Source organism: Parasphingorhabdus sp. SCSIO 66989 (assembly GCF_032852305.1).
Classification (GTDB): domain Bacteria; phylum Pseudomonadota; class Alphaproteobacteria; order Sphingomonadales; family Sphingomonadaceae; genus Alterisphingorhabdus; species Alterisphingorhabdus coralli.
On the sequence record NZ_CP136594.1, the window covers coordinates 1,702,443 to 1,718,392 of the forward strand.

Consider the following 15,950-nt stretch of genomic DNA (forward strand, 5'->3'; position numbering starts at 1 on the left):
CTGTTCATATGTTAGACGTGGCCTGATTGAGGAGACGCGTGTGAAAGTTCATGTAAAGGATTTCTTTGAGGCGGCGCGGAATAGAAGTCCGCGCATTGTCGAGAATCGCATCAAGCTTGGTGTCGATGTAAATCAGGTGGACCGCATGGGTCATACCGCGATGACCATGGCGCTTTATGGCAAGAATACGCCTGTAGTCGAACTGCTTCTCAAAAATGGTTATGATCTGGCTCAAGATGGTAAGTCGCTTCGACAGGCTGTGTTTGGCGGGCAAACAGCAGCCGTCAAATTGCTGCTGCAACATGGCGCTGATCCCAATTTCTATACCGCCGATATGGTGTTCCCCTACAATCCCAGCCCGTTGGCAGAGGCGGTAGAGAAGGGGCAAATGGCCGTAGTCGATCTGCTGCTTGCGCATGGGGCCGATGCTACAAAAGCGGATGGCTATGGCAAGCGCCCTTGGCAGAGAGCCCACAAAGAGGGCCATCAGGAACTTGCAGAAAAGCTGCGCTTGCTGGAACCTGACGAGTGGCATGATGAGCGCTGGTTGCGTCAGCGTTTGGAGCAGCTGGGCGTTCCCGAGGAGCTTCTTCAGATCATGGCCAGCGATGATCGCAAGCTGATGCTACCTGACTGCAAAGAGGTGGGGTATATAATGTTCAATTCGCTTGCAGATGCCAGCATTATCGAGAATTCAGAATATTTTCCCGGTAAGACGCTGGTTGACCTTCTATTTGATATTGATGGCCATGAAGAACTTGTCATGATCCTGTGGTATCCGAAGCGCAAATGCCTGGCATATTATGATGTTGATCATGACCACTTCAATACATTGGGTTCAGCCGAGACGTTTCTTAAAAGCCCGGGCAAAGTGATAGACTCGATCTGGCAGTAGGGTGTAAGCTCTTGGACAGAGCGTATAGCGCTGCGTCTGGGGGGCGGAGGCGGACCCTAGGTGTTGATTACAACCCGATCACCCAGCTTGGCGATTTTGAATAGCTGTGCAGCAAATTCATCCGGCACGCCAATACAGCCATGGGTGGCATAGCCAAATTCCACCTGGCTGCCATGGATCGCAATACCATCATTGGTCAGCCGCAGCATATAAGGCATCGGCGCGAAATAGAGATTAGAGACGTGGTCAATGTCTTTCTGGGTAATCTTGAACTTGCCCGTCGGCGTTGGTTTCTCATCCGCACCGTAGAGGATGACGGCGGTACCAATCTCATAGCCATCGCGAAATACTGACAGGACCTGATCTTCCAGATTGACGGTAATTAGCAACTCGCCCTTTTTGGGCGCGGCGCTTTCATCCCATACCCAGTCACCATGCTCAAACGGTCCTTTGACTTCCAGCATATGGCGGATCGGATAAGCGCCGACCATTGCGATATTTTCGCTGTTGGGACGAGCAATCTCTGTGCTGGGGCTACTATCGGCAACCACGCCATTGTCGCGGCTTATCTCGGCTGTGGCCGCAGCGGCAGTGGCCTGGCCCGCGCCGTCCATATCGCTGACGGGCGCGAGGCTATGCCGGGCATCCTCACCCTTGTCAGCGCCATTAATGATTGGTTCTCCGGCATCATCAAATACCGCCGGATCGACAAAAAGCTCAAACTCTTCAGCATTTTGCTGTGTCGGCTGTTCGGGCAATTCTGCAGCATCAGATGGGCCCAATATAGCGAGCACAGGCAGCACAAGGCCTGAGGCCAGCATGCAGCCCATGCCGATCCTTTTCGCCAAAGCATTCTGGTTTTTGCGCCTTTTCCTTGCCATCCGGGCCTTCGTCCATCGTCAATGGACTGAATATATATCCAAAATGGATATTTGCCAATGGCACTGGCTAGACTGTGTCAGGATAAGACGGTGTGAGCGGGAATTCTTACCAATCAGCCCAAGCTTACAAAGCTGTCGAGCACCCGTTTGCGGCCGGATGTCTCGAAATCGATCTCCAGTTTGTTGCCTTCCTTCTCGGCGACAGTGCCATAGCCGAACTTCTGATGGAAAACGCGGGCGCCGATCTGGATATCATCGCGGCCCTTATTGCCCAGACTGACCGCGCTGCGGCGGTTTTCCTTTACCCGGTTCGGCGTGCTGTCAAACCCGCCTTTAAGGTGCGCCGCGCGTTGCCAGCCGGGGCCGCGGCGTGAGGCACGATCGGGGTCTTTTGCGAGATGCGCGAACGGGTCTTCACGCTCCGACCAGTTGGCGCGCCACAGGCTTTCGCCGCCAGTCATGCTGTCTTCGCTCTCTACTGCATCGGCAGGAATTTCGCCGATAAAGCGCGACGGGATTGAGCTGGTCCACTGGCCATAGATGCGGCGATTGGCGGCGTGCAAAATGCTGCAACGAGTGCGTGCGCGGGTGATAGCGACATAGCCAAGGCGGCGCTCTTCTTCGAGTGAGGCTGTGCCGCCTTCATCAAGTGCGCGTTGTGATGGAAACACGCCTTCCTCCCAGCCGACCAGAAACACATTGTGAAATTCCAGCCCTTTGGCCGCGTGGATGGTCATGATCGTCGCGGTGTCGCCCTGATCGGCAGCATCATTGTCCATCACCAGACTGACATGCTCGAGAAAATCGCCCAGCGTTTCATATTCTTCCATGGCACGGGCCAGCTCGGAGAGGTTCTCCAACCGACCTGATGCTTCAACGCTTTTTTCTGCCTGCAAAGCCGCCGTATAGCCGCTTTCATCGAGCACCTGCCGCACCAGATCGGCCGGGGTCATATTGTTCATCTCATCGCGCCAGCGGGCGACATATTTCATCAATCCAGCCAAGGCATTACGCGCTCTTGGTGGCAGTTCATCACTGTCGAGAATATCAAAAGCCGCGCGGGATAACGGCGTGCCCGAAGCGCGCGCCAGCCGGTGGATTTTCTCGACCGACTTGTCTCCAAGCCCGCGCTTAGGCGTGTTGACGATGCGCTCAAACGCCAGATCGTCGGCAGGCTGGTTGATTACCCGCAAATAGGCGAGGGCATCGCGGATTTCGGCGCGTTCATAAAAGCGGAAGCCGCCGATAATGCGGTAAGGCATGCCGATGGCGATAAACCGGTCCTCAAACTCGCGCGTCTGAAACTGCGCGCGCACCAATATCGCGCAATCGTTGAGAGATACCCCACCGCGTTGCAGCGCTTCCAGTTCCTCACCGACACGCCGTGCTTCTTCCGGGCCATCCCAGACGCCGAGGACGCGGACTTTGTCGCCGGGGTCCAACTCGGTCCACAGCGTTTTACCCAGCCGCCCACTATTCGCCTGAATCAGCCCCGATGCCGCTGCCAATATCTGCGGCGTAGAACGATAATTCTGTTCCAGCCGCACGATAGTGGCTTCGGGAAAATCCTTTTCAAAGCGCAATATGTTGCCGACCTCGGCCCCGCGCCAGCTATAGATCGACTGGTCATCATCGCCGACACAACAGATATTGTGATGCGATTGGGCGAGCAGTCGCAGCCACAGATACTGGCTAGCATTGGTGTCCTGATACTCGTCGACCAATATATATTTGAACCGCTGCTGATATTGCTCCAGCACTGCGCGATCGGTTTTGAGCAGGGTCAGCATATGCAGCAACAGATCGCCGAAATCGCAGGCATTGAGCGCCTTTAAGCGATCCTGATAAAGCTGATAGATTTCCTGCCCGCGCCCCTGGGCATAGGCCTCGCTATCCGCGGCGCTCAGGTCTTTGGGGTTAAGCCCGCGATTTTTCCAGCCGTCAATCTGCGCCGCCAATTGCCGTGCCGGAAAGCGCTTGTCGTCAATATCATTGGCTTGGATGAGTTGCTTGAGCAGGCGAAGCTGGTCATCAGTGTCGATGATGGTGAAATTGCTCTGCAGCCCCACCAGTTCGGCATGACGCCGCAGCATCTTGGCGCCGATGGAATGGAAAGTGCCAAGCCATGGCATGCCTTCCACCGCCTCGCCGACATGGCCACCGACCCGCTCACGCATCTCGCGCGCGGCTTTATTGGTGAAGGTGACAGCGAGAATTTCCGAGGGCCATGCGCGGCGGGTAGCGAGAATATGCGCCAATCGCGCCGTCAGCGCTGCCGTCTTGCCGGTGCCCGCACCCGCCAGCATCAGCACCGGGCCGTCCAGCGCGGTGACGGCTTTGTGCTGCTCCGGGTTTAACCCGCGCAGATAAGCAGGCTCAGCCCGGGGCACGGGCGGCGCATCATCGAAACCGCTATCATCAGGGAAGGTACTGGTCATGCCCTGAACACTTAGGGAACGATGAGATTCCCGACAAGGGTTGGAATAGGGTTAGGAACAGGGCTGATGATTTTGTTTTACGCGACTTAACATCACCGCGTCGGCCCCGCGCAGGCGGGGCCAAGGCTTTGAATAGAATCACGCAAAGACGCGAAGGCGCAAAGAGGGAGCTTCTTGACGCTATCTCTTCGTGTCTTTGCGTCTTTGCGCAAAAATAAGCCTAGGCCCCGCCTGCGCGGGGCCGACACTATATGTGAGCATTTGCTAAAAGTTGTTTATGCACCGCTCTCCGGTCGCATAAGGTGCAGGCTGGCACGTCCCACTTTGCGTGGGTCTTCCTGATCAAAACCCTTTATGATCAATTCTTCACCATGGCCGGTTTCTGCTGCGATCAGTGTAGACGGCGCAAACCAGCCCAAGCGGTTCAGCTTGTCAATGGCGACAGCAGCCGCATTCTGGGCATAAGGCGGGTCGAGCAGCACCAGATCAAAACTGCGCCGTGCCGGGCCGAGATCAAAGACCGAGCTACTCTGCACCTGGCAGCGATCCTCGGCATCGAGCATCGCAATATTGCTTTTCAGCGCGTTGAGCGCGTCGCGGTCCTGTTCGACAAACAGGCATGACGCTGCGCCGCGTGACAGCGCCTCCAGTCCGAGCGCGCCCGATCCGGCAAACAGATCGAGCACCGCCAGATCCTCAAAATTGCCCAAGCGGCTCATCAGCATGGAAAACAGCGTATCGCGGGTGCGATCAGCACTGGGCCGCGTGGTCATGCCTTTGGGTGCCTTCAGATTGCGCCCGCGCCATTGTCCGGCGATGATCCTCATGCCTTTAGCCCCTCCTCTTCAGAGGAGGGGTTGGGGTGGTGGCGAGCGCTATAGCGCGAGCAAAAGCACAAAAGGGCATCGAACCCTTTTGTGCTTATCCCACCCAGTTGGCCAATGCTGCAGGGTAAATCATCCCCCCGGGATGATTTAGAAATACTCGGGGAGTGTTTCGACCCAGCAGCCTTGACCAACTCCCCTCCCTTGAAAGGGAGGGGTTTAATATTGGCCAAGCAGGTCATCTATTCAGCTTTTCCAGAGTCTGGCGAAACTTCACCAGCTCGACCTTGCGCACTGCCGACACATCGCCCGGTTGCAGATCGCCGATGGTGAAGGGGCCATAGGAGGTGCGGATCAGACGCGAGACTTCTAGTCCCAAGTGCTTGAGCACGTTGCGCACCTCGCGGTTTTTGCCTTCGCGCAGGGTGATTTCGATCCACTGATTGCGCCCGGTGCGGCGTTCCAGATTGGCGTCAATCCGACCATAGCGCATGCCATCGACGACCACGCCGTCGATCAGTTCTTCCAGCTGGTCCTGGCTGACATCGCCAAAAGTGCGGGCGCGATAGGTGCGTTTGACGCCGGTGGCGGGCAATTCCATTTCGCGCTTAAAGCCACCATCATTGGTGAGCAGCAACAGCCCCTCAGTGTTGAGGTCCAGCCTGCCAATCGGCACGACCCGTGGCAGATCGGGCGCAGTTTCTTTCAGCGTATCGTAAATCGTCTTGCGCCCGGAAAAATCGCGCTCGGCGGTCAGTGTGCCGACCGGCTTGTGAAAGCACCACAGCTTTGTCGGTTCGGGCTGTTTGATCGCTTTTCCATCCACGGTGACGCCATGCAGGCTGGTGAGCAGCGTGGCCGGCGTCGTCACTATTTCACCATGCAGGGCGATGCGGTTATCGGCAATCATCCGCTCAATCTCACGCCGTGAGGCGACACCCGCGCGCGCCAGCAGCTTGGCGATACGGTCACCCTTTTTCTCACCGCTATCCGTTTTTGCCCGAGGAGCAGCGGGCTTTTTCGGACGCGGCTTTGATTTTTTTGGCGCTTCGGAGGGCTCCTCCGCCGGGCCGTCATCAAAGGGCGACCAGCCGGTTTCGCGCGGAATATGTCCGGCATCACGCGCTTGTGGCTTGGCGCTTTTGCGGCGCTTATCGGGTGTGCGCGAAGAGGGGCGTCGGGATGTCATGCTCGCGCTATAGCTATTCACCTGGCGATTGACAGCGACAATTTATTGCCCACATGGTTGCCGAGGGAAGGGCAAAGGACCGCATCATGGCTTTTTTCAAGCGATTCAAACGCTCTATCAACACCGTCCTGATCGTCGAGGACGAGCCTCTGGTGGCGTTCGACAATGAACTGCATCTGGGTGATGCGGGCTATAGCGTTGTCGCCACGGTGGATAGCGCTGCCGAAGCGCTGGCCTCTATTGCGCGTGACAAGCCCGATATGGTGGTCACCGATGTGCGACTGAGCGGCGAGGGCGATGGCGTCGATGTTGCCCGCGCTGCGCATGATGCGCATATCCCGGTCATTTTCGTCACCGGTGCATGTCCGCTGGAAGCACAGAAACTTGCCGCCGGGTGTCTGGTCAAGCCCTATGGCCCGCGCGATCTGGTGCGCGCGGTGGAGACCGTGGACCGCATCATTCGCGGTGAAACTCCGGCAAAAATCCCGCAGACGCTGACGCTGTATCATCCGCATTAAGTTCAGAACGACTAGTGTTTCTAAAGAGGCAAGTTCTGTTTACGTCGGCCCCGCGCAGGCGGGGCCAGGGCTTTCTTATTGACTCACGCAAAGACGCGAAGGCGCAAAGAGGATTCGTATCTGCACGATCCCTTCGCGTCTTTGCGTCTTTGCGTGAAAATAAGCCTAGGCCCCGCCTGCGCGGGGCCGACGAGGTGGGGCGTTGAGTCCAATAGATATGTAACCGCACACGCCATTCCCACGAAAAGTAGAGTGAAACACGGTCACGCCGCTATCGGCAAAAGGTCATATATGATGCGATTATTGGGTTTTTCTTTATTGGCCACGGCCACCATGGTCGCGGGTGTCGCTGGCCTGCAGGTCATGGACAGCAAGGCCGATGTCGGCGACATGGATATGGAGCGCACGGTGGTGGCGGAGCTGTTCACCAGCCAGGGGTGTTCCTCTTGCCCGCCGGCGGATGCTGTCGCCGCTGATCTTGCGAAAAATGACGATATTGTCGTGATCAGTCGCCCGGTAACCTATTGGGACAGGCTGGGCTGGAAAGACACGCTGGCGAAAGAAAGCAACACTGAACTGCAACGCGCCTATGCTGCACGCGGCTTTGCCCGCGCCGGGGTCTATACGCCGCAAATGGTGATCAATGGTCGCTCCGCCGCCATCGGCTCACGCGGCTATGCTGTGCGCGACCTGATCATGGCTGAACAGAAGCGCAAAGCCCCGGCGAGCCTGACCAGCATTGCCGAGGATAATGGCGATATCCGTGTGACCGTCAGCGGCAAAAGCGATGCCACTGCCCATGTGACCCTGTTGGCGCTGGACAGCAGCGAGACCGTATCGGTCGGTCGCGGCGAAAATGGCGGGCGGAGGCTGACCTATACCAATGTGCTGGTCGATGAAGAGACCATCGGCAAATGGCGCGGCGGCAGCAAAAGCTTCCTTATCGATGCGGATGCGCTGAGGGTTTCCGGCGCGGATCGCTATGCCGTGATGGTGCAACAGCCGCATGGCGGCGAGATATTGGCGGCAAGCTATATCGGTTGAACTCGTAAACTATGAGTGTGGCTATTCGGTTTATCCCCATATCTTAACAAGATAATATTGCGCTGATCTCTTACGGCTGTCATCACGACCGCCCATGAGAGATACATTATGACGCAAACACTGATATTTTTCGGCATTGTTCTGGCTGTTCTGGCTGTCGCGTTCGCGGTCCCGGCCTTCAGACCATATCTACGGCCAATGCCTTTCGTGGCATTCCTTTTGGGCATCTCGTCAGGGTTTCCATTGACGCTGTTGCTGGCGACCATGACTTTCTGGCTGGCGCGGGTGGGAATTGACAAGTCGACTATCGGTTTCGCTATCGGTCTCACTACCCCGTATACGCTCAAATTTCTCTGGGCACCGCTTATCGACAAGCTTCCTCTGCCCATATTGACGCGGGTTTTCGGGCAAAGGCGTGGCTGGCTTTTCTTTATTCAGGCATTGCTGTTTGCTGCTTTATGGCAATTGGGAGGGAGCGACCCGGCCAATAATCTCGGATTGTTTGCAATCTGGGCTCTGGCAGTCGCTTTTCTTTCCGCGACACAGGACATCGTTATTGATGCCTATCGCATTGAAATCCTCTCTGATGAGGAATTGCCGCATGGCACCGCGATGAACCAGTTTGGCTATCGTACCGGCAATCTGATTGCCGGGGCAGGCACGATTTATCTGGCGTCTGTGGAAGGTGCTGGTCTTGGTTGGGCTGCCGCTTATGGCTTTACCGGTTTTTGTGTTCTGCCGGCAGTGCTTGGCGCGCTTTATGCCGGGCCTGGGCAGTTTGTGGAACATTCTGCACGTGCTGCCGGACAGTCCTTTGCGACATGGTTGCAGGAAACGGTCATCAATCCATTCATTGAGTTTTTCAGCAGGCAGGGTGCGGTGCTGATCCTGCTTTTTGTTCTGATTTACAAAATTGGTGACGCCATGGGGCAAGTCATGCTGGCGCCGATGATCGTTGATCTTGGCTTCTCTGACACAGAATATGTGACCGTGAACAAGTTTGTCGGTTTTGCCGCTTTGATTGTTGGGTCTGCATTAGGGGCACCTTTTATTGCTTGGTTAGGAATGGCACGTGCCTTGGTCTTCTCAGGCTTGCTTATGATGTTCTCTAACTTCCTGTTCGCTTTGCTCGCCATTAGCGGCGATTCAAACATCATGCTGGCCATTGCTGTTGGGACCGAGAACCTGACAAGTGGCATAGGGCTTACGGTCTTTGTGACCTATCTTTCCGGCCTCACCAGCCTGGCATATACCGCAACCCAGTTTGCGCTTTTGTCTTCCTTTGCGGCAGTTGGCCGGACATGGCTATCGACACCTTCCGGCTTTCTTGCAGAAGCGCTTGGCTGGGTTGGTTTCTGGTTCAGCACTGTGGCCATTGCCGCACCGGGTATGTTGCTGTTGTGGATGCTGTGGCGAAAGGGTTTTGTTGTTGAGACAGTACGTCAGCCCAGCACTGAAGACGACTAGAGAACTGCATCAATGCTCTGGGCAATCCTCCCCATCATTCTGCAGATACTCTGCGTGATTCATCTGTTTCGCGGCAGTGCCAACCGCTTATGGCTGCTGGCGATTATCGCATTGCCCATGGTGGGATGCCTTGCCTATTTCCTGTTGGAAGTTCTTCCTGACCTCCAAGGCAACAAGCATGTGCGCAAGGCGCGCAGGCAGGCGGCGCGGAAGATAAATCCTGAAGGTGCTGTGCGTGAGGCACGGGAACGTTTGGCGATTACTGACTCCGCCGCAAACAGGCTGGTGCTTGCTGATGCTCTGGCAGAAGCGGGCCGACCCGACGAAGCGGTGTCGGCCTATCGTGATGCTATGGCGGCGATGCCATTCGCAGACAGAGAAACACAATATAAGCTGGTTGATGCCTTGCTGCTCAGCAATGAGGCATCAGAAGCAGAGCAGGCCTTGAATGCCGTTGATGAGCCTTCCTCTGACAGGGACAGCATGACGCATTATCTGTTGCAGGGCCGGATAGCCGAAGCGCGAGGGGATCAGCAGGCGGCTATTGCAGCTTTCTCCAATGCGCAGCAAATCAGGGAAAGTGACGAGGCGGGTTGTCGACTGGCGGCGCTGTATATTGCCGCAGGTCAAGCGGATCGCGCGCTTCCGTTATTGCGCGATGTTAAGCAGAATTATGATCTGCGTGACAAGGCGCTGATCGATACCGAGCAGCAAATGTATGATTGGGCTCTGACGGAGTTGGCGCGGCTCGAAAAAGCATGATCGCAGCGGTCAGGCAGGCACTTCCTCATTCTGCTTCAGAACTTTCCCCGCAAGATAGAGCGACCCGGCGATAAGCACCAATTGCTGGCCAACGCCTTCCAACGCCTCGGTAACGTCCTGCGCAGCGCCTGCTTTGCCAATGTGAGCATCCTCAGCCATCGCTACCAGCGCGTCGGGTGCGTGACATTCATGTCCCTGTACCGGTATTGCAGTGAAACGGTCGATATGCGGCGCCAGGCTCTCGACCATCACTGTCGCGTCCTTATTGGCCAGCATGCCGAGGATAAGATGGATTTCCCGGTCCGGTGCCTTTTCGCGCTGTTGCTTTAGCCAGACGGCCAATTGCTGCGCCGCCAGCGGGTTGTGGCCGCCGTCGATCCAGATTTCCGCTTGCACAGCATTGCGGGTGAGAGGACCATTGCCGAGGCGGTGCAGGCGCGCCGGCCAATGGGCCCAGTCCATCGCTGCTGCCAATGCGGGCTCGGAAATGGTGAGTGCTTTTTGATGGCGCAATATCGCCACGGCCAGCGCGGCGTTTTCCTGTTGGTGCGCGCCGGTCAGCTTGGGGAGGGGCAGGGTGAGTTTGCCCGCCGCATCGCGATAATGCAGCTGGCCATCATAGCTGGTGGCGCCCCAATCCTTGCCGCGCGCCAGCAGCGATGCACCCGCGCGCTCCGCCTGCGCTGTGACTGCGCCGTCAGCGGGTTCGCCAAAGGCCTGCACCACCAGCGGAACGCCTTGCTTGGCGATGCCTGCTTTCTCGAACCCGATGCGTGCCATGGGTTCGGTTGGAACATTGTCCTCCGGCGCAAGCAAAAACGCCTCATGATCCAGTCCCAAATGGGTGATCGCGGTTATCAGCGGCGCGGTGAGGACATTGGTGGCGTCGAGCCGTCCGCCGAGACCGACCTCGATAATTGCAGCATCGGCCGGATGGCGGGCAAAGGCGAGAAAGGCGACGGCGGTCGTTACCTCAAAAAAGCTGGCATCCAGTCCCTCGGCAATATCAATCACCTCTTCGAGCAGCGCCGCGAGCAGATCATCCTCGATCAGCCGTCCGGCAATGCGGATGCGTTCGTTGAAGCGCACCAGATGCGGGCTGGTATAGACATGGGTGGTCAGCCCCGCCGCCTCAATCGCGGCGCGCAAAAAGGCGCAGGTTGAGCCTTTGCCATTGGTCCCGGCAATATGCAGCGCGGGCGGCAACTGCTTCTGCGGATTGTCGAGGCGATCGAGCAACTGGCTGATCCGCCCCAGCCCCAACACATCGCGGCCCGGTGAGAGCAGGCTCAGCCGGTCAAGCTGGCGCTGGACGGCGGGATCATCGGATATCGCGTGGTCGGGCATCAGTTCCCCTCCCGCTTAGGGGAGGGGCCGGGGGTGGGGGTGTTCAACAGGTGCATCACCTTGACGATAGCCCCCACCCCAACCCATCCCCTAAAGGGGAGGGGCTCTTCATCGTCCATCACGCCGCCTCATTCGCGGTCATATAGCCGATCAGCCTGGACAGCGTGTCGCGCATCTGGTGGCGGTGGACAACCATGTCGATCATGCCATGGTCGAGCAGATATTCCGCGCGTTGAAAGCCTTCGGGCAGCTTCTCGCGGATGGTGTTTTCGATCACCCGCTGCCCGGCAAAACCGATCAGCGCGCCGGGCTCGGCAATTTGAATATCACCGAGCATGGCATAGCTGGCGGTGACGCCGCCGGTGGTCGGGTCGGTAAGCACAACAATATAGGGCAGGCCCTCGCTCTTCAGCCGGTCAATCGCCAACGTCGCGCGCGGCATCTGCATCAATGAGAGTATCCCCTCCTGCATCCGTGCGCCGCCGGCAGCGGTGAAGATGATATAGGGCGCATGCGCCTGAATCGCGGCGTTGATCCCGGCGAGAAACGCGCTGCCCACGGCCATGCCCATAGAGCCGCCCATAAAGGCGAAATCCTGCACGCCGACAACCGCGCGCTGGCCGTCAATATCGCCCTTGGCATTGGTCAGTGCGTCGGCGAACTCGCTATTGGCGCGGGCGGTTTTCAGGCGCTCTGTATATTTCTTGCTATCACGGAATTTGAGTGGGTCTTCGGCCACTTCGGGGCTTTCCAGCACATCATAAAGCCCCTCATCAAACAGCGCATCAAAGCGCGCCCGCGCGCCGATCCGCCCATGATGGCCGCAATGCGGGCAGATATGCTCATTCTCTTCATATTCCTTGCTGAAGACCATCTCGCCGCAATTCTTGCATTTGTGCCAGAGATTATCGGGAGTATCGCGCTTGGCGCCGAAAGGCAGATTATTGCGGACGCGGCTGAACCAGCTCATATTTTACCAAACCTTATTCTGTCCGTTCGCCTCGAGCGAAGTCGAGAGGCATATATGCGAGGCTCTGTGTCTCGACTGCGCTCGACACGAACGGGGTGGGTTATGTGTTTCTCGCTGCCCGGATAGCATCGGAAAGCGATTTAACATAGTCCCGGACATGCGGCGCAGCATTAGCGCCATGTTCGCCGACCAGTTCAACAATCGCCGAACCGACAACCACGCCATCTGCAAGCTGCGCCACAGCAGCGGCCTGTTCCGGCGTGCGGATGCCGAAACCGACGGCGACCGGCAGGTCTGTCTGGCTTTTGATGCGCTCCATAGCCGCAGCGATGGAGGCGGTTGCGGCCTGTTGCTTGCCGGTGATCCCGGCGACCGAGACATAATAGAGAAAGCCCGATGCCTGATCGAGAACGGCGGGGAGACGAGCATCATCGGTGGTCGGGGTTGCAAGGCAGATATTGGCAACGGCCTTCTCCGCCAGCGCTGGAGTGAGCGCATCCTGCTCCTCGGCGGGGATATCGACGCAGATAACACCATCCACGCCTGCCTCGGCGCATTGCCCGGCAAACCACTCCGCCCCGCGCCGGAGCATCGGGTTGGCATAGCCCATCAGTACCAGAGGAACCTGCGGGTGACGCTGGCGGAAGTCTTTGGCGATCTGGAAGATATGGGCGGTTTTGGTGCCTGCTTCTAGGCTGCGGATATTGGCAAGCTGGATCGAAGGCCCATCAGCCATCGGGTCGGTAAACGGCATGCCCAGCTCGATAATATCCGCGCCGCCCTCGACCAGCGCATCGAGAATGGCAGGGGTGGCTTCGGGGGTTGGATCGCCAGCGGTGACAAAGGCAACCAGCGCCGCGCGGTTGGCGGGGAAGGATGAGGAGAGGCGTGTAGAGCTAATTCTCATTTGTTGCTTCTTAAAAGTGTTGAAAAATGGGTAGCAGTTTTGAGAGCTGCTAACATGAAAAGGATTAGTATGGGCCAAATGACCAAATACTCTATCCCATAACCGGATATTGGATCGCAAAGTGTGTAGAATTGTGTTCCGTCTGGTAGGGGTTCGGAAGGCCCCGCGTCACGACATTGATACAACGCGGTAACGCCAGAAACAACTATGACAGAACCGATTAAGGCAATTATTGTTACGCTAATGAAGGCACTATAAGACACTAGGAAAGCTAAAATAGAGAACTGTGTTTTTATATTCTCGAAGTGATCAACTAAATGCCACCAAAGCGACGGGGCAAGGAATAGAACCGCCAGCAAAATCTGATCTAAAAATATGCCGTATTTTATATCAGCAAGGACCTCGTCACTTAAGTGATTTCCAAGGGGAGTGAAAGCGTCTTGGGTTAGTATCACCAAAGCTATCCCCACTGAGAATATCGCCATGGTACAAAAGAATCTTGATCGCGATGTCATATTGTAACCGATCAAGACTTCAAATCTCCACTCCCAGCGCCTCAGCCACGGTAAAAATATCCTTGTCGCCGCGACCGCAAAGATTGGCGAGAATAATCTTTTCCTGATCCATCGCCCTGGCACGCTCGACCACCTTGGCGATGGCGTGGCTCGGCTCAAGCGCCGGGATAATCCCCTCGGTGCGGCACAATAGCTGGAAACCCTGCAGCGCCTCATCATCGGTGCAGCTGTCATATTCGACGCGGCCATTTTCCTTCAGCCAGGCATGTTCCGGGCCGATGCCGGGATAGTCGAGGCCGGCGCTGATCGAATGGCCTTCGGTGATTTGGCCGTCCTCATCCTGCAGCAAATAGGTCTTGTTGCCATGCAAGATACCCGGCGCGCCGCCGGTCAGGCTGGCGGCATGGTCATCGCCGTCGAGCCCGAGACCCGCCGCCTCAACGCCAAGCATCTTTACGTCGGGGTCATCGAGGAACGGATGGAACAGGCCAAGCGCATTGGAGCCGCCGCCGATACAGGCGACCAGCAGGTCGGGCAGGCGATTGACCCGCTCGAGCATCTGCGCCCGTGCCTCATGGCCGATCACGCTCTGAAAATCGCGCACCAGTTCGGGATAGGGATGCGGCCCGGCGGCGGTGCCGATAATGTAGAATGTGTCATGCACATTGGCGACCCAGTCGCGCAGGCCCTCATTCATTGCGTCTTTCAGCGTCGCGCCGCCGCTGGTGACCGGCACCACCTCGGCACCGAGCAGCTTCATGCGGAAGACATTGGGTTGCTGCCGTTCAACATCCTTGGCCCCCATATAGATGACGCAGGGCAGGCCGAAACGCGCGCAGACAGTAGCGGTGGCAACGCCATGCTGACCCGCGCCGGTCTCGGCGATGATCCGTGTCTTGCCCATGCGCTTGGCGAGCAGGATCTGGCCGATGCAATTATTGATCTTGTGCGCGCCGGTATGGTTGAGCTCATCGCGCTTGAACCAGATTTGCGCGCCGCGTTTCTCTCCTTTTGGCCCTTCCGGCGCGTCCTTGCGGACTTCCTCAGTCAGCCGCTCGGCATAGTAAAGCGGGCTGGGCCGGCCGACATAATGTTCGAGCAGATCGTCAAACTCTTCGGCAAAGGCGGGATCATCCTGCGCCGCGCGATATTCCTTTTCCAGATCAAGGATCAGCGGCATCAGCGTCTCGGCGACATAGCGACCGCCATAATCGCCAAAATGCCCGCGATCATCGGGCTGGTTGGTAAAGCTGTTCGGGGCAGGGGTTTTGTTCATCATTTTCTCTTAAGGGTCAGATTTCGTTAAACCGGCTATAGTGCCCCAGACTATACTTTTTCCACGTCAGCCCCGCGTAGGCGGGGCTAAGGCTACTGTTTCACACTAAGCCACAAAGTCACGAAGCAATTAAGGCAAAAGAATAATGCTTTGTGCCTTAGTGGCTTTGTGTGCACTAAAAAACGCCCTGGCCCCGCCTGCGCGGGGCCGACGAAATTTTGAACCAGGGGCTAATGGCGATCAAACTCCCGCACCGCTTGGCAAAAGGCGCGGATTTTGTCCATATCTTTCACGCCCGGCGCGCTTTCAACGCCGGAGGAGACATCCACCAGAGACGCATTGGTCGCGGCCAATGCTTCGCCTACTGTGTCAGGCGTCAGACCACCGGCCAGCCCCCAATCCACCTTATGCTGATGATCGGCCAGCAGTGACCAGTCAAAGCTGGCGCCGGTGCCACCGGGCAGGGCCTTTGCGGGCGCATCGAACAGCAACAGGTCCGCCGCATCATGATAGCGCGCCGAGCGCTCCAATGTCCCGGCATCGCGCAGCCCCACCGCTTTCCAGACGCCGAGCCGCGTCTTGTCTCTTATGGCGCGCAGCCATGCGGGCGTCTCGCTGCCATGAAACTGGATGATATCGGGCTTCACCTTGGTGATGGCTAGTCCAGTCAAATGTGCATCGGCATTGACCAGCAAAAGCACGGTCTTGATCCGGTCGGCAGCATAGCGCCGTAATTCCGCCGCGCGTTCGAGCGAGACATGGCGCGGGCTTTTGGGGAAATGGACCAGGCCAATATGGGTTGCGCCTGCGTCTATCGCGGTGTCGATAGCAGCCTCGGTGGAAAGGCCGCAGATTTTGATATTCTTCATCAAGCACTTCGATTCTGATGACTAAGGCTACCTTGAGCTTGGTTCTAT

Annotated in this window: 15 protein-coding genes; 5 read left to right on the top strand and 10 right to left on the bottom strand. The window is 57.3% G+C overall.

What is annotated here, in order from left to right:
- The first annotated feature begins 40 nt into the window (after positions 1-40).
- The gene (locus RB602_RS08090; RefSeq protein WP_317080056.1) at positions 41-895 is read left to right on the top strand and encodes an ankyrin repeat domain-containing protein; all 855 of its coding nucleotides are present in this window, start codon (positions 41-43) and stop codon (positions 893-895) included.
- Between the two features lie 56 nt (positions 896-951).
- On the opposite strand, the gene RB602_RS08095 is transcribed toward RB602_RS08090, so the two are convergent.
- The 4 genes from RB602_RS08095 to RB602_RS08110 all read right to left on the bottom strand — a co-directional run bounded on the left by RB602_RS08095 (position 952) and on the right by RB602_RS08110 (position 6,227).
- Complete coding sequence (locus RB602_RS08095; RefSeq protein ID WP_317080057.1) at positions 952-1,725, bottom strand: L,D-transpeptidase family protein; 774 nt, start codon at positions 1,723-1,725, stop codon at positions 952-954.
- A 164-nt stretch (positions 1,726-1,889) separates the two neighbouring features.
- A complete protein-coding gene (locus tag RB602_RS08100; protein WP_317080058.1) occupies positions 1,890-4,214 on the bottom strand; it encodes an ATP-dependent helicase in 2,325 nt (774 codons plus the stop codon).
- Between the two features lie 275 nt (positions 4,215-4,489).
- Entirely contained in the window at positions 4,490-5,041 is a 552-nt protein-coding gene (gene rsmD, locus RB602_RS08105; RefSeq protein ID WP_317080059.1) for a 16S rRNA (guanine(966)-N(2))-methyltransferase RsmD, read from the bottom strand.
- 235 nt (positions 5,042-5,276) lie between these two features.
- Complete coding sequence (locus RB602_RS08110) at positions 5,277-6,227, bottom strand: pseudouridine synthase (RefSeq protein WP_317080060.1); 951 nt, start codon at positions 6,225-6,227, stop codon at positions 5,277-5,279.
- Between the two features lie 86 nt (positions 6,228-6,313).
- Here RB602_RS08110 and RB602_RS08115 point away from each other — a divergent pair, with 86 nt between their 5' ends.
- The 4 genes from RB602_RS08115 (at position 6,314) to RB602_RS08130 (ending at position 10,018) form a co-directional block, all read left to right on the top strand.
- Positions 6,314-6,745: a response regulator gene (locus tag RB602_RS08115; RefSeq protein WP_317080061.1), complete on the top strand. Its 432-nt coding sequence runs from the start codon at positions 6,314-6,316 to the stop codon at positions 6,743-6,745.
- A 291-nt stretch (positions 6,746-7,036) separates the two neighbouring features.
- The gene (locus RB602_RS08120) at positions 7,037-7,789 is read left to right on the top strand and encodes a DUF1223 domain-containing protein (protein ID WP_317080062.1); all 753 of its coding nucleotides are present in this window, start codon (positions 7,037-7,039) and stop codon (positions 7,787-7,789) included.
- A gap of 108 nt (positions 7,790-7,897) precedes the next feature.
- Complete coding sequence (locus RB602_RS08125) at positions 7,898-9,256, top strand: AmpG family muropeptide MFS transporter (protein ID WP_317080063.1); 1,359 nt, start codon at positions 7,898-7,900, stop codon at positions 9,254-9,256.
- A gap of 12 nt (positions 9,257-9,268) precedes the next feature.
- A complete protein-coding gene (locus RB602_RS08130) occupies positions 9,269-10,018 on the top strand; it encodes a tetratricopeptide repeat protein (protein ID WP_317080064.1) in 750 nt (249 codons plus the stop codon).
- A 9-nt stretch (positions 10,019-10,027) separates the two neighbouring features.
- Here the strand turns inward: RB602_RS08130 and RB602_RS08135 are convergent, their stop codons facing one another.
- From RB602_RS08135 to RB602_RS08160, 6 genes are all read right to left on the bottom strand, one after another.
- The gene (locus tag RB602_RS08135) at positions 10,028-11,365 is read right to left on the bottom strand and encodes a bifunctional folylpolyglutamate synthase/dihydrofolate synthase (protein ID WP_317080065.1); all 1,338 of its coding nucleotides are present in this window, start codon (positions 11,363-11,365) and stop codon (positions 10,028-10,030) included.
- 118 nt (positions 11,366-11,483) lie between these two features.
- Complete coding sequence (gene accD, locus RB602_RS08140) at positions 11,484-12,335, bottom strand: acetyl-CoA carboxylase, carboxyltransferase subunit beta (protein WP_317080066.1); 852 nt, start codon at positions 12,333-12,335, stop codon at positions 11,484-11,486.
- Positions 12,336-12,435: 100 nt separating this feature from the next.
- Positions 12,436-13,242, bottom strand: a complete 807-nt coding sequence (trpA, locus tag RB602_RS08145) for a tryptophan synthase subunit alpha (protein ID WP_317080067.1) — start codon at positions 13,240-13,242, stop codon at positions 12,436-12,438.
- Entirely contained in the window at positions 13,239-13,727 is a 489-nt protein-coding gene (locus RB602_RS08150; RefSeq protein ID WP_317080068.1) for a hypothetical protein, read from the bottom strand. Before RB602_RS08150 ends, trpA begins: the two co-directional genes overlap by 4 nt.
- Positions 13,728-13,776: 49 nt before the next feature.
- Positions 13,777-15,036: a tryptophan synthase subunit beta gene (gene trpB, locus RB602_RS08155; protein WP_406568339.1), complete on the bottom strand. Its 1,260-nt coding sequence runs from the start codon at positions 15,034-15,036 to the stop codon at positions 13,777-13,779.
- A 227-nt stretch (positions 15,037-15,263) separates the two neighbouring features.
- Complete coding sequence (locus RB602_RS08160; protein WP_317080069.1) at positions 15,264-15,902, bottom strand: phosphoribosylanthranilate isomerase; 639 nt, start codon at positions 15,900-15,902, stop codon at positions 15,264-15,266.
- Between the last annotated feature and the right edge of the window lie 48 nt (positions 15,903-15,950).

What these genes read in the sequence shown, in the direction of transcription:
- RB602_RS08135 (WP_317080065.1), bottom strand. Translation starts at nt 11,365, where the DNA reads ATGCCCGACCACGCGATATCCGATGATCCCGCCGTCCAGCGCCAGCTT.
- trpB (WP_406568339.1), bottom strand. Translation starts at nt 15,036, where the DNA reads ATGATGAACAAAACCCCTGCCCCGAACAGCTTTACCAACCAGCCCGAT.
- rsmD (WP_317080059.1), bottom strand. Translation starts at nt 5,041, where the DNA reads ATGAGGATCATCGCCGGACAATGGCGCGGGCGCAATCTGAAGGCACCC.
- RB602_RS08125 (WP_317080063.1), top strand. Translation starts at nt 7,898, where the DNA reads ATGACGCAAACACTGATATTTTTCGGCATTGTTCTGGCTGTTCTGGCT.
- RB602_RS08130 (WP_317080064.1), top strand. Translation starts at nt 9,269, where the DNA reads ATGCTCTGGGCAATCCTCCCCATCATTCTGCAGATACTCTGCGTGATT.
- RB602_RS08095 (WP_317080057.1), bottom strand. Translation starts at nt 1,725, where the DNA reads ATGGGCTGCATGCTGGCCTCAGGCCTTGTGCTGCCTGTGCTCGCTATA.
- accD (WP_317080066.1), bottom strand. Translation starts at nt 12,335, where the DNA reads ATGAGCTGGTTCAGCCGCGTCCGCAATAATCTGCCTTTCGGCGCCAAG.
- RB602_RS08160 (WP_317080069.1), bottom strand. Translation starts at nt 15,902, where the DNA reads ATGAAGAATATCAAAATCTGCGGCCTTTCCACCGAGGCTGCTATCGAC.
- RB602_RS08100 (WP_317080058.1), bottom strand. Translation starts at nt 4,214, where the DNA reads ATGACCAGTACCTTCCCTGATGATAGCGGTTTCGATGATGCGCCGCCC.
- RB602_RS08150 (WP_317080068.1), bottom strand. Translation starts at nt 13,727, where the DNA reads ATGGCGATATTCTCAGTGGGGATAGCTTTGGTGATACTAACCCAAGAC.
- RB602_RS08120 (WP_317080062.1), top strand. Translation starts at nt 7,037, where the DNA reads ATGATGCGATTATTGGGTTTTTCTTTATTGGCCACGGCCACCATGGTC.
- RB602_RS08115 (WP_317080061.1), top strand. Translation starts at nt 6,314, where the DNA reads ATGGCTTTTTTCAAGCGATTCAAACGCTCTATCAACACCGTCCTGATC.
- trpA (WP_317080067.1), bottom strand. Translation starts at nt 13,242, where the DNA reads ATGAGAATTAGCTCTACACGCCTCTCCTCATCCTTCCCCGCCAACCGC.
- RB602_RS08110 (WP_317080060.1), bottom strand. Translation starts at nt 6,227, where the DNA reads ATGACATCCCGACGCCCCTCTTCGCGCACACCCGATAAGCGCCGCAAA.